Raw genomic sequence first — 12,772 nt, forward strand, 5'->3', positions numbered from 1 at the left:
CTTCCACCGCCACTCCACATCCACCATGAAAACCAGACGCCTCCACCTCATCGCGTTCGCGTTCGTCCTCGCGGCCTTCCTGCTCGGACCGGTCGCGCTTCACGCCCAAACTCCCCCCGCCGGGGAAGCGGCCCCCGCCGTGCATAAAAAGACCCTCTTCGAGATGGTCGAGGAAGGTGGCTGGGTGATGATTCCGATTGGCCTCTGCTCCATCTTCACCCTCTATCTCATCGGTGATGGCGTCATTCGCACCGGTCGGAAGAAAGCGATTCCGGAAGCGGATGAAGCCGCTCTCAAGGATCTCTTCCGCCAGGGCGATTACGTCGGAGCCTACAACTACTGTCGCGATAATCCCTCCCCGCTGACCAACGTGGTGCGCGTGGGCGTCAGTCTGCTCGGGGACGGCAAGGCCATTGTCGAAGAAGGCATGTTTGGCGAACTCGCCAAGGAGAACAGCAAGATGCAGACATGGATCAGCTATCTCTCCGTCATCGGTGTCTGCACGCCGATGATCGGGTTGCTGGGAACCGTCACGGGCATGATCAAGGCCTTTGCCACGCTGGGCAGCTCCGGCATCGGCGATCCGTCGAGCCTCTCCGCCGCCATCGGCGAGGTGCTCGTTGCGACGGCGAGCGGCCTCTTCATCGCGATTCCGGCCTTCGGCGCCTTCTACTTCCTGCGCAATCGGGCGGCGACCGTCATGCACGACATTCAGGACATCGTGAACAGCCTCTTCCGGAAGATGCCCTACGAATCTTTCGCAGGCGCTCACATCGGCGACGAGGAACTCTATGCCGCCGATCCGAACTGGATCACCCCGGCAGGCAGCGGAGACACGGCCGCCGCCTGATTCATTACCCCTGAACCCAAGAATCGACTGATATGGCTGGCGGAGGAGGCGGCGAAGGCGAACCGGAGTTTCAGATTGCTCCGATGGTCGACGTGCTGCTCGTGATTCTCATTTTCTTCATGACGATCACGTCCGCGCAGGTGCTCAAGGTGGACAAGACCATCAAACTTCCGGCGGCACCGCACGCCCTGAAGAAGGACAACCAGCGCGCCGAGGCCGTGGTGAACGTGCGCTGGGTGGAGGCGACGAACAAGGGCGAGTTTGTCTTCGACGACAAGGTCTACGCTCGTTCCAGTGACCTCGTGCCGCTCATCCGCAATGCAAAGGCGATCGGCGAGAAGAAGATTACCGCGGGAAACAATCCCAATTTTCGCATCGTGATCCGTGGCGACCGCAATGTCCCTGCGACCTATGTGGCCCAGGCCATGAATGCCACGGCCGAGGCCGGGGTCGTCGACGTGTCGTTCTCCGCGGTGAACAAGGAATAGCCCGATGAAACGTTTCGAACAGAATGTGAACGAGGGCGCCCTTGGATTCCAGATCGCGCCGATGATCGATGTCGTCTTCGTGATCATGCTGTTTTTCATGGTCATGGCGGGCGCCGTGAAAGTGGAAAAGGAACTCAACACCCAGCTCCCCGGTTCCGCGGAAACTCAGGAGGAAACTCCCTTCGTCGACGAGCAGATCATCACCATCTCCGACGTCGGCGAAATCGCCCTCAACGACGAACCGCTCGACTCCGCGACGAGCCAGGACTTGCCCCAGCTCAAGGGCACGCTCATGCGCATCAAGCAGAATGCCGATGCCGCCAAGACGCCCGCCATCGTCACCATCGTCAGCGATCCCGAGGCCAAATACAGTCGCACCGTCGATGTCCTCGACGCCCTTGCGGTCGCTCAGATCGACAGCGTCACCTTCAGCGTGTCCGAAGAGGAATAGACCATGAGCAACGACGTCCAGAATGCCGCGGCTGGCCCCGGAAAGTCCGGCAGCCGCTGGGCGTGGAAAAACCTCAAGGGCCGATTCCTGGTCATCAGCATTCTTTTCCACATCCTCCTGGCAGCCGTCGCGACCTATCTGGTGGTGCAGACCTTCACGCCTCGCAAGCAGACCTTCCAACCCGGCCCCAAGGCCGCGACGAACAAGGCGGTCGAACACAAGATCGACATGGTGAAAAAGCAGAACACCATGAGCGCGCCGGCAACGCAGCGGATCACGACCAAGGGCTTGTCCAAGGTTGTGCTGCCCGAGATGCCGGCCATGCCGACGGTTAACCCCAGCACGGCTCCGATGAGTGCGATGGGGACGGCTGGCGCCAGCTTTTCCGGAGGAGGCCCGGCGGGAGGAGTCGGCGGGGCAGGCTCGCCGTTTTTTGGTCTCAGTATCAAAAGCGACGCGCTGGTCGGGACGTTTTACGATCTCAAGCAGACTCGCGATCGGAAACCCACGCGGATCGTCACCAATCCGAAACCCAGCCCAAGCAAATACCGCGACCTGGGATACGAGGAGGTTGTTCAGCGATTCACCCGCGGCGGCTTCAAGCCCAGCACGTTCGAATCCTACTTCCGCGGGCCCAATCCCGTGTATGCCTCCCAGATTTTCATCCCCGGGATCAACGCTGCCGACGGTCCGAAGGCGTTCGGCCTCGAGAAGGAGGTCCAGCCCAGTCGCTGGGTGGTGGTTTACAGCGGCCGCGTGCGGGCGCCGGAAACGGGAAATTTCCGTTTCGTGGGCTGGGCGGACGACGTTCTCGTCGTGCGGTTCGACGGCCGGGTGGTGCTGGACGCCAGCTCCGCGCAGGCGAGTTCCTGGAAGCCGAAAGACGTCTACAACTATAAGTTTCCGCATCGAGCGTTCGCCTACGGGGGTTTCCGCGCCGGCAACTGGATGAGCGTCTCCGCCGGGAAGGATTACGATGTCGACATCATCATCGGAGAGTCGCCCGGCGGCGGTTTTTTCGCGCAATTGCTGATGGAGAAGCAGGGCGCCGCCTACGAGAAGGACCAGGATGGCAATCCCCTCCTTCCGATCTTCCGTGTTGCGAAAGTCCCCCCGCCGGACGTGTCCCGGGGCACCGGAAGCGTGCCGGTGGCCCCCGATGGTCCGGTCTGGCAGGCATTGCAGCGAACGGCTCCGACCTTCTGATCTGGCCATCGGCGCCGGCGAGTTTCCAATCCCTCAGCGGCCCCGTCCCGCTGGCCCGAAATCGCCGTTTAAGCAAAATCTTGACGGATCGCCCCGCGCGCTCCAGTTTCCTTCGTGATTGCCCCCCTAACGCAATTGAGCCTCCGCGAGCGCCCATGAAAAATTACGCCTTTCCTCTGATTGCCTGTGTTCTCCTTGGAGCGCCCCTCGTCCGCGCCGAATCGGTCTACACCGACCCCGTTGGCGTCGTGAACATCACCATCAAGGGAAATTCCGACACGATTGTCGCCGTTCCGCTGACTCCGAATCCCGACTATTCCGGCAAGGTCACTTCCGCGGCATCTGGCGGGGCGAACGCCTTCAATCTCAACGTCACTGGCACCACCGGCTGGACAGCCAACCAGTTCGCCAATCTCTACTACGTTCGGATGACCTCCGGGGCGAAGAACGGGATGTATTACACCATCACCGCAAACACGACCGGCCAGGTTACGGTGGACACCGCAGGCGATAACCTTTCGACGATCGCGGCCAACGACACGTTCAAAATCTTCAAATACTGGACGCTGGCCACGCTGTTCCCGCCCGCCAGCGCCGGCACCCCCGCCAATCCGCTGACGGCGTCCGCTTCAACGTCTCCGTTAGCTCGACAAACTCAGATTCTGATCACGGATCCGAATGTTGCCGGTATCAATAATGCCGCGACCGCTTCCTATTACTTCATTTCTGCCTCCAATTGGTATGTGTCGGGTTCCAATCAAATTTCCAATAATGTTATTCTTTATCCAGATAACTCTTTGGTAATCCGGCAGCCCGCGAGTGTTGCTTCGGATGTGGTATGGTCCTCCGCCGGCTCAGTGATGTTGAGTTCGCTCGCAATGCCTTTGCTTACGCAAGCAGTAGGTCCGCAAGATAACGCGATTGCTTTAATGCGCCCTGTTGATGTGAAGCTTTCCGATTTGGGATTGGACAGTGCGTTTACCCAGAGCTCGAGCACCTCGCCGCTTGCCCGGCGAGATCAGCTGTTTGTGTTCGATAATACCACTTCAGGAATCAATAAATCAGCCTCACGAGCGTATTATAGAACCGGTGGAACATGGCGAAAAGCGGGAGCCGATTCTGTGGTTGCCGATGGAGATGTTATTCGAGCGGGAGACGCTTTTATGATTAGAAAATTTCAAACGGGCACAGGGGCGTCTGTAGTGTGGAATAACACCGCAACTTATTGAGGAAATATCATGAGACCTTTTTTCTTAGCCTCCTTGGGATTAATCACGTTTGTCTCTTCCCTTTGTGCCGCCGGATCATATATATCGGTGGGAGCTACAGGGATCATGCGTGATAGCGCAGGAAGCATGATCCAAGCAGGGGCCATTGGTCTGCTTGTTGCGGATACCGATGGCAATGGCCTTATTGATCCATTTGGCACTACACTTTCTCTTACGGCAGGATATACCTTCGCCAATACTGGTAGTGATCTTGTCGTGGGGGTTTATCAAGCGTCGGACGTCAGCACTGATACCTCCGGAAAGATGGGATTTAATCTTAGCAACACCACGCTAACGTATTCTGGCGGTTTTGGCGCTGGAGATGCGCTTTATATTGTATGGTTTCCGACGATGACAACACCGGGCGTTACAGTTTCTTCTGGAACTTCCTATGGTGTGTTTCGCACGGATACGCCGGACTCTTTAGGGACCATGGCGTGGACCGCCCCAGCCGATGGAACCACTCAAAGCCTTTTTTCGCTAGATAATTCCCTCGGCGGAAATCCAGCGATTTCAAATTCTGCATTCACCGCGAATTTTACGGCCGTTCCGGAGCCGGCCACTGTCGGCCTGTTTGGCGTGGCTGCCTTGGGCGTGATTCTTCTCCGGAGGCGATTCCGGGCTTCCTAAGTCCGCACTTCAGGTTTTGTAGGCTCGCGCCGCTCGTGCGTCGCGGCTAGAACGTGGGCATGACGATCCTTCCGGACAGCTTTGTCGACCTGCCCACTTCACGCGGGCCAATGCGCGTGCATCTGTTTGTTCCTTCCGGTGAGGCTCGTTTCCCGGGGGTCATTTTCTATTCGGAAATCTTTCAGGTGACCGGGCCGATTCGCCGGATGGCGGCCGCGCTTGCCGGGCAGGGCTATGTGGTCGCGGTTCCCGAGGTTTATCACGAGTTCGAGCCGGCGGGGACGGTGTTGGCATATGATCAGGCCGGATCCGATCGGGGCAACGCTCTCAAGTTCACCAAGGAGATCGCGTCATCGGACGAAGATGCCGCCGTGGTCGCGACCTTTCTTTCGACGCATGGGCGCTGCACGGGACGAGTGGGCAGTTATGGAGTTTGTCTGGGCGGGCACCTTGCGGTGCGGGCGGGGTTCCATCCGCTCGTGCAGGCGGTGGCCGCTTTTTACCCGACCGACATTCATTCGGGCACCCTTGGCGCCGGAAAATGCGACGATACCCTTGCCCGCTTCGAGGGTGTGAAGACGCCGTTTCTCTTTGTCTGGGGGCGCCAGGATCCTCACGTGCCGCTGGAAGGCCGTCAAAAGATCGCCGCGCGCCTCGAGGAGGTCGGCGCGGATTTCGAGTGGCACGAGTTCAACGCCGCTCATGCCTTTTTGCGCGACGAGGGCCCGCGCTACAATCCCGCGCTGGCGCGCGTGGCGATGGAATTGCTTCTCCGCTTTTTCGAGGAGAAGCTTGCCGGTTAGCGGCCGACAGAACCGCCGGCACCGACATCGACAATGGGCGTATCGACAGCGGCATTCGTGGCGCAGCCAATGGAACCGACCGTGAGGGCGACCGCCGCGAGGAGGAATGCGAGGATTTTCATACGCGGGGAGATCGCTGCGGACCGCGTGGCTGGTCGTTGCGAATAGCCGCTAAAACAACTCGCGGGCGGGCTCCGGGGAATTGGCGGCCGTGAATTGCTGCAAGGCCGCACGCAGTTGTTCGCGGGTGTGTTCGCGCTGGATCGCGTCGATCGCGGCATTCGCGAGCACGTCGCAGCGTTCGTTCTCGGCGTGACCGGCGTGGCCCTTGAGCCATTGCCACTTGATGCGATGACGCGAGGCGGCTGCGTCCAGCGCGCGCCAGAGATCGGCGTTCTTGACGGGTTGCCGGGCTTTGGTGAGCCAGCCATTGCGCTTCCATCCATAAACCCACGACGAAATGCCGTTCTGGACGTATTTCGAGTCGGTAAAAAACTCGACGTGGCACGGTTCCTTGAGCGAGGCGAGGCCCTCGATGGCCGCCTGCAGTTCCATGCGATTGTTCGTCGTGGCCGGCACGCCGCCGCTGAGTTCCTTGCGGACATTTCCGAAGGTGAGCACAACGGCCCAGGCTCCCGGACCGGGGTTTCCCCGGCACGCTCCGTCCGAATGCACGACAACTTCCTTCACCGGACGGGATCGCGAGAGTCTTACTTGGCGGCAGTTTTGGAGGCGCGCGTCTTCGCCGGCGTGCGCTTGGCGGGGGCGCTCACGGGAGGCGTCGGAGGCGTGAAAGCGGGGCCATTCTTGCGATGCTCGAGCAGTTGCTCGGCGAGCTGGCGAATCGGCTTCATGACGCCTTTGTAGAGCTTGCCGGTCTTCTTGACCTGGCCCTGAGCGACGAGCCCCTGAAGCTTGTCGTAAGCGCGCAGGCGAAGCATTTCCTCGCCCCCGCTGGCGGCGTTGCGCGCGCGGAGCGCGGTGTGGACGATGTCGAAAAGCGCCTTGAATTCAAAAGACCTTGGGCTCGAGAGCGCGGCCACCAGTTCCTCGGTGACGTTGTCTGGGCCGCGACGGGAGAAACCGGAGAAATTCTGGCGCATAAGGAGCTAACGTAGCACGTTTTGAGTTCGCCGCGGCAAAAAAGGCGGGATCGATTTTCGATCCCGCCTTCCGGGCATCAGCCGAAACCGATGGTGCGCTTCTCCGGCGTTGCCGCCCGCTCGCCGCGGAAGATCTCCGCCAGCGAGAAGTCATCCCCTGCCGGCAGGGGGCGACCGAGGCTAACGGCCAGCCGTTCCGCGCGGGCGCGATTCATCCGGCCGAAGTGCCGGTGAGCGACCAGCCGTCCCGGCCGAAGCAACGCCGGATCGAGTTCTCGTGCCTGGCAGTTGATCGTGCAGATCACCTGGAGCCTGAGAAATTCGCCGAGAATGCCGTCCGTGATGCTGAGCAGCAGGCTGACTTCCTCGCGGTTGTCGGAACGTCGCGGCATGAGCGCATTCTCGGAGTCCTCGAGGATGACGACCATCGACGCGTCCTCGTGAAGACGGCGTTCCGATGACCAGAAGTCCACGAATTCCGCATCTCGCAGGAGGCGCAGATTCGCCGCGGCGAGGAAGTAGAATCGGTGGGTGTCCTTCAGGCGCACCATCAGCTGACGAAGATACGAGGTCTTTCCGGTGCCCGGCGGGCCGTCGAGAACGCTCAATCCGCGATGCCGCGTGGAAAGCGTGTCGACGAAAGCCTCGTGCCACGCGGGGAAGTCTTCCCCGTAGTGGAGCGCGAGCGCGGCGGAGTCCAGAAGCGCGTCGTCGCCGATGCGCACGGCCTCGGTGTCGATGCTACCGGCGGATTGCTTCACGATCTGGAAGGTCGGGAGACGGGGTTCCGCGGCCTTGCGGAACGTGCGCGCGAGACGTTCGACCGTCTCGACGGCGGTCCGGGGATCGCTGGCATAGACGGCAAGGTTGTCCTCGTCCACCCGGACGAACAGGCGTTCGCCCAGGCGGATGCATAGTTCGCACCAATAGCCGCTGCCTCGTTCCGCGTCTTCGCGGAGCGAATACCACGTCCGTTCGAGCTGGTCGGAGAAGGTCTCTGCGAGACGCTTCACGTCCCACGGACCGTCCGCGGCGCAGTAGTGTTGAGGGCCCGGGCCGAATGCGGCGCGCACGGGCTCGAGCACCCATGTCCGGCTGGAGGTTTCGTAGGCCAGCCGAGCCTGTTCGGTGTTCGCATCACGGGCGTGCCGTGAGGTCTTCAAAATGTCAGTTTTCAGATTCACAATGTTTCGAGGGCGCGCCCTGAGGGCGCAGTGGGAAAAAATTCGCGAGAGCACGAGAAGGTGCGGCTAACGAAGGCGGAATTTCCGCGGGGAAGGGCTGATCGAGCCCGGACGATGCCCCGGAAAGGCGGGGTCCGAAAATCAGCTCCGGCGGCCTGGCGCCACGAGCGGATGGAGTGCCGGAAAAGCCGCACGAACCAGCCCGGGGCGCGTGCCGCGATGCGCGGAGCGTCCAATGGACGAGGTCGATTTGAAGAGTGCGGTGAACATGAGGCCTCCTTGAAGAGAAGGCCGACGAAACGTCATTTCCCGCGAAGAAGCAAGCTCGAAAGGCCCCCGAGCCAGAGCGGGGAAGGCTCCGAACCGAGGAAGCGGGCGGGAGACTTCAGGACGCCGGCGGGTTGTTTTCCGGCGTCTGAGGAGCGGGGGCAGCGGTTTCTTCCGAGACGATCGGCTCGACTGGAGATGCCGGGATTTCCGCCGCTTCAGCCGTCGGCGAGGGCGCGGGTTCGGCGGTGGTGACGTTCTCTTCGGGAGACTCGGTCGCGGTCGCGGCGGGCTCGGGAGAAGCTGCCGCCGCCTCCGGGCGCCTGGCAGATTTCTTCGGCGGGGTGGGTGGCTTTGGCTTTCGGGCGGCTTCCAGGCCGCGCTTGATGTAGTCGATGACGTGGCCTTCGTGGATCAGCCAGGAGAGGTCGCGAATCACGGCGGCTTCGCGGTCGTCCTCGGCGCCTTCGGCCGGGACGGGGCGCAGGGCTATGAGGGCCTTGATCTGTTCGGCACGCGCGGTGGTGCCGTGGCCTTCGAGATAATCGAGAATACCGCTGAGACCTTCGGAAACGGGCGTCGCCTGGCGGTCCAGATAACGCGGCCGCGCAACGCCAACGAACGTGATGTTGTCGCGATTCTTGAAAATCTGGAGGCCGCGACCCACGAGCTGCTGGCCGAGGCCGTGCGCGAGGGGCAGGGGAAAGCGATTCAGATCTTCCCACATGGCCCGGGTGAGAAGAAGAACCGCAGGAGCGGAGTCGTTGAGCGCGGCGGGACCGGGAACAACCACGCGCTCGCGAATCTTAACGATCAGGCCCGGCGCATGATGCTGGCGAAAATGACGTTCCACGTCGGCAAGCGTCTCGAGGCCGTCGGCTTTCGGGCTTTCCGCGGGCGCTGCACCTTCTTCGGGTTTGGACTCGGATGACGTCGTTTCCTCGGCAACGGGTTCCGCCGGTGCGGCGTCTTCCGCGGGAGGCGCGACGACTTCCTCGGCAACGGGCTCGGAAACTTCCGCAGCGGGTTCCTCGGGGGAAGCGGCGGGCGGCACTTCGGCAACCGCTTCCGCAGGAGCGGGCTCGGCGGGCTTTTCCGTGATCGGGTAGAAGACGTCCTTCGAGCTCTGCTCTTCCTTCCAGCGGGCGATGGCCTCCTCGTCGCGATCCATGCGGATGCGGCTCTTGAAGGCCTCGAAGGGCATGTTTGCGAATCGCTCGGCGTGGAGTTGCCGGATCTTTGCCTGATAGTCGTGGTAATTTGGCGGGCCGAGGAGGACGCCGCTCATGCCGCAGACGGCTACGAAGGGATAGGTTCCCTTGGGCGGATCAATCGCGATGCGCTCGCGGCGGTAGTGTTTGTCGAGGTGGCGGGCCAGGAAGTCGCTGACGGCGTCGGCTTTGCTCAGCCAGACGCTGCCGTCGGTCTTGAGCTGGAACAGCGAAGGGGCCTCGGCGGAGGCGCGCTTGAATTCCACGAGATAACGCTCGGATTTCTCGAGGACGAGACGGGCGAGGTCGAAGAGCGGGTAGGCCTTGGCCGCGGTCTTGATTTGCTTCGCGAGGCCGTCGACGCCGTGGCGATCGGGGAAAAAGTGGATCGTCCATCCCTCGAGGGGCCGCTGGCTGGGCTCCCGCTCCGGGCGGCGTTCGCGGTCGTCTGCGCGGTCACGGCGGGGACCTCCGGGGCCGGAGCGTTTGCCGCCGGGGCGCGCGTTGCCGCCATCCCGGCGCGGACCGCGATCCGGGCGGCCACCGCTCCAGTCGTCGCGACGCTTGCCGCCATCTCCGCGATCATTGCCGTGCCTGGCGGCGAGCCGGGCGATTTGCTTCGAGGCGTCCGCGTCCTTGGCCCAGGCGGGCGCAAAGCTCAGGGACAAATCGATCGCGGCAAGATCGGGTGGGGACGATGGCTCATCACTCATGGGAGAACGATGCTAGCACGGGATCATGGGAACGGGAAAAGATCATTCAACGAGTCCCTGATATGCGAATCGAGGATTTCACCCACTTGAGTTTGTGGCCGCGAGTCCGATGTTGAGGGAAAACCCATCTCAACACGCCATGAACCCATCCCCCGAGACCCCTGACATCCCCTTCGAGAAACGTGTGGATTCCGACGCCCTCGATCACGCCACGGAAACCCAGCGCGCCGTGCGCGAAGGTCGCCGCCATTCCGGCCAGTCGATGCAGCACGAATCCGACGACGCGAAGCATTCGCATCGGCAGCCGGACATGCCCTGGCAGATCGACTGATTCCCGATCTCCGGCACGTTGCTGAAAAATTCGCCGACGGCGAGACGGTCATCGACCGTTCCGCCGCCGGTTGCCTACAGTCGCAGCATGCGACTCGCCCAAAATCAGATCTGGAAGCAGGGCGATATGTATCTGCGGATCGTGCATCTCGAGCGTCTCGAGGTGCGATACAAGGCCATCACCGATATCATCACGGGAAACGGCCGGCATCATCACGTCAGCAAAAAGGCGTTCTGCCGCCTGTTGAAGGGCGCGACGTTGCTCACGCCGGATGAAGTGCGGGGGCTGTGGGCCAGTCTCCCGCCCGAAACGTAGCTGTGAATGGACAAGGCGGCTTTCGGCCTTTAGGGATGAGGGAAGTTTTCACTCTCCCTGCCGCTGGCTGACATGTTGACCTCGTCCCTTGGAAAATTTGCGCTTCTCGCCTCTGTCGGGGTGGTCGTCAGCGGCGTCCGGGCTGCGCAGCCGAAGGTCGAACCTGGTCTCGAGACGGCCGTGCGCTGGATCTGGGAGGTGCAGCCCTCTCCCGGCGCTGGATGGATGTTCGCTCGCACCGTGCTGCCGATGCCCGTCGTCCCGGCCGTTCCGATGAATCCCGGCGCACCCGGCGCGCCGACCGCGCTCCCGGCCGGCCGGCCGGATACCTACACGATCCAGCGCGGGGATGCGCTCATCATCATCAGCCGGAAATTCAAGGTGCCGGTCGAGTTGCTCAAGGAGGTCAATGGACTCACGAGCAACGTCATTCGCGCCGGCGATGTCCTGCGCATCCCGTCGCTCGCCGAGGTGCAGGCCCGGGCGCCGGTGCCGACGCCGAAGCCCCTCGCCACCGCGAAGCCCGGAGCAAAATCGGCCGCTCCTGCGGGTGCGGACCTGCTCACGCTCCAGGTGTTTCTGGACCGCGAACGCTTTTCGGTGGGGCCGATCGACGGCCAGAACTCGCCGACTTTTCAGAAAATTTTGCGGATTTATCAGGCCGCGCATCCCGAGACGCAGGATCCCGCCGTGCTGAGCCAGAAGGCGCACGCCGCGGTGGCCGAGCCGCTCGGGCGCTACACGCTTCGCCCCGAGGATTTTCGCTTCATCGCGCCGCCCAAGGCTGAACTCGCTTCCGCCGTGGCGACCCCCACGCCGACGCCCTCGAAGAAGCGCAAGGCCCCGCCGGCGCCGGTCGTCATCCAGGCTCGACCTGCCTACAAGGAACTCGTCGAGTCGCCGATGCTGGCCTACCGCACGCCGTGGGAGTTCGTGGCGGAGAAGTTCCATTGCAGCGAGGCGTATCTGCGCGCGATCAATGCCGAGATTCGCGATGTGCCGACCGTGGGCACCGAGTTGCGCGTGCCGAATGTCGCGCCGTTTGTGATCGAGCGCGCGCTCCAGGAACCGTTGCAACCGCCGTCCGACCCGCAAAGCCCGGTGACCGCCGCGGTGGTGGATCTGTCCGTGCTGCAGATTTCCAAAGGCGGGACGGTGATTGCGGCGATGCCGTTGTCGATCGCCCGGCCCGGGCTGCGCGGGCGCGATCCGTGGACGATCCTTGGCCCGATTCCGCGGCCGCAGCTTTCGACGATGCAGGAGCTGCGCGTGAAGCCGCAGCCGCCGACACGCATTTACGGTCGTGAGAGCGATCCCACGCCGACGCCCACGCCGCGCCCGCTCGTTCACCAGACGCTCGCGGCCGGCCCGAACAACCCGGTCGGGGTGCTCTGGATCAATCTCGCGAGGGCGGGCAGCACCGAGCCGCTGCCCTACGGCCTGCACGGCACGAGCATTCCCGACTACATGGAAAATCAGGAAAGCCTCGGCGGCCTGCGGTTGACGAACTGGGATGTCGTGCGCGCGGTTCGCCTGCTGCCGCCCGGGACGGTGCTCGAGTGGACGCAGGGGCCCGCGTTGCCGGCCAACGCGCCGACGGCGGTGGCCCAGCCGGCCGGCTGACGATCGCCTTTCGGCGATCGCCGCGGGCCGCGGGATTCGTTATTTCGTGACGAGTTGCTCGAGGAGTGAGTTGATGCGCCTGAGCATTGCGTTCGGGTCCTCCAGCAGGCCGGCGCTGATGAGGGCGTTGTCGTAGATCTGCTCGGCGACCTGCTTCGCGAGGTCGGGATTGCTCGCGCGCGTCGCTTCGAGACCGGCCATCATCGGATGGGCGGGATTGATCTCGAGATTCTGCTTGAAGGGATTTTCCTCGCCGCGGTTGAGGTTCTTGAGAATGCGGCGCATGCTCGAGGTCATGCCCTTGTCGCTCTCGACGACAACGGCGGGGC

16 protein-coding genes are annotated in these 12,772 nt (G+C 62.6%); 10 read left to right on the forward strand and 6 right to left on the reverse strand.

Translation table 11 applies throughout. The features are described 5' to 3' along the window. The first annotated feature begins 25 nt into the window (after positions 1–25). From VIM61_12700 to VIM61_12730, 7 genes are all read left to right on the forward strand, one after another. Entirely contained in the window at positions 26–850 is an 825-nt protein-coding gene (locus VIM61_12700) for a MotA/TolQ/ExbB proton channel family protein (GenBank protein HEY8901264.1), read from the forward strand. A 32-nt stretch (positions 851–882) separates the two neighbouring features. Beyond that, on the forward strand, positions 883–1,338 hold the full coding sequence (locus VIM61_12705) for a biopolymer transporter ExbD (GenBank protein HEY8901265.1): 456 nt from the start codon (positions 883–885) through the stop codon (positions 1,336–1,338). A gap of 4 nt (positions 1,339–1,342) precedes the next feature. Beyond that, positions 1,343–1,789 (forward strand): biopolymer transporter ExbD, encoded by a 447-nt coding sequence (locus VIM61_12710; protein HEY8901266.1) that lies wholly within the window; start codon positions 1,343–1,345, stop codon positions 1,787–1,789. A gap of 3 nt (positions 1,790–1,792) precedes the next feature. Next, a complete protein-coding gene (locus VIM61_12715; protein ID HEY8901267.1) occupies positions 1,793–2,995 on the forward strand; it encodes a hypothetical protein in 1,203 nt (400 codons plus the stop codon). Between the two features lie 155 nt (positions 2,996–3,150). Continuing rightward, the gene (locus tag VIM61_12720) at positions 3,151–4,224 is read left to right on the forward strand and encodes a TIGR02597 family protein (GenBank protein ID HEY8901268.1); all 1,074 of its coding nucleotides are present in this window, start codon (positions 3,151–3,153) and stop codon (positions 4,222–4,224) included. 9 nt (positions 4,225–4,233) lie between these two features. Then, entirely contained in the window at positions 4,234–4,893 is a 660-nt protein-coding gene (locus VIM61_12725) for a PEP-CTERM sorting domain-containing protein (GenBank protein ID HEY8901269.1), read from the forward strand. A 59-nt stretch (positions 4,894–4,952) separates the two neighbouring features. After that, positions 4,953–5,696: a dienelactone hydrolase family protein gene (locus tag VIM61_12730; protein HEY8901270.1), complete on the forward strand. Its 744-nt coding sequence runs from the start codon at positions 4,953–4,955 to the stop codon at positions 5,694–5,696. Here VIM61_12730 and VIM61_12735 read toward each other — a convergent pair. The 5 genes from VIM61_12735 to VIM61_12755 form a co-directional block, all read right to left on the reverse strand. Beyond that, a complete protein-coding gene (locus VIM61_12735) occupies positions 5,693–5,818 on the reverse strand; it encodes a hypothetical protein (protein HEY8901271.1) in 126 nt (41 codons plus the stop codon). The genes VIM61_12730 and VIM61_12735 overlap by 4 nt on opposite strands. A 49-nt stretch (positions 5,819–5,867) precedes the next feature. Further along, positions 5,868–6,386, reverse strand: a complete 519-nt coding sequence (rnhA, locus tag VIM61_12740; GenBank protein HEY8901272.1) for a ribonuclease HI — start codon at positions 6,384–6,386, stop codon at positions 5,868–5,870. A 20-nt stretch (positions 6,387–6,406) separates the two neighbouring features. Beyond that, the gene (locus tag VIM61_12745) at positions 6,407–6,799 is read right to left on the reverse strand and encodes a hypothetical protein (protein HEY8901273.1); all 393 of its coding nucleotides are present in this window, start codon (positions 6,797–6,799) and stop codon (positions 6,407–6,409) included. 77 nt (positions 6,800–6,876) lie between these two features. Beyond that, complete coding sequence (locus tag VIM61_12750; GenBank protein ID HEY8901274.1) at positions 6,877–7,983, reverse strand: AAA family ATPase; 1,107 nt, start codon at positions 7,981–7,983, stop codon at positions 6,877–6,879. 385 nt (positions 7,984–8,368) lie between these two features. Then, positions 8,369–10,174 (reverse strand): hypothetical protein, encoded by a 1,806-nt coding sequence (locus tag VIM61_12755; protein HEY8901275.1) that lies wholly within the window; start codon positions 10,172–10,174, stop codon positions 8,369–8,371. Between the two features lie 139 nt (positions 10,175–10,313). Here VIM61_12755 and VIM61_12760 point away from each other — a divergent pair, with 139 nt between their 5' ends. The 3 genes from VIM61_12760 to VIM61_12770 all read left to right on the forward strand — a co-directional run bounded on the left by VIM61_12760 (position 10,314) and on the right by VIM61_12770 (position 12,443). Beyond that, on the forward strand, positions 10,314–10,505 hold the full coding sequence (locus tag VIM61_12760) for a hypothetical protein (protein HEY8901276.1): 192 nt from the start codon (positions 10,314–10,316) through the stop codon (positions 10,503–10,505). A gap of 87 nt (positions 10,506–10,592) precedes the next feature. Beyond that, complete coding sequence (locus VIM61_12765) at positions 10,593–10,820, forward strand: hypothetical protein (GenBank protein ID HEY8901277.1); 228 nt, start codon at positions 10,593–10,595, stop codon at positions 10,818–10,820. Positions 10,821–10,892: 72 nt separating this feature from the next. Further along, a complete protein-coding gene (locus VIM61_12770) occupies positions 10,893–12,443 on the forward strand; it encodes a LysM peptidoglycan-binding domain-containing protein (GenBank protein HEY8901278.1) in 1,551 nt (516 codons plus the stop codon). A 39-nt stretch (positions 12,444–12,482) separates the two neighbouring features. Here the strand turns inward: VIM61_12770 and VIM61_12775 are convergent. Then, a partial coding sequence (locus VIM61_12775; GenBank protein ID HEY8901279.1) for a molecular chaperone HtpG occupies positions 12,483–12,772 on the reverse strand: 290 nt, incomplete at its 5' end.

Source organism: Chthoniobacterales bacterium (assembly GCA_036569045.1).
In the GTDB taxonomy this organism is placed as follows: Bacteria; Verrucomicrobiota; Verrucomicrobiia; order Chthoniobacterales; family JAATET01; genus JAATET01.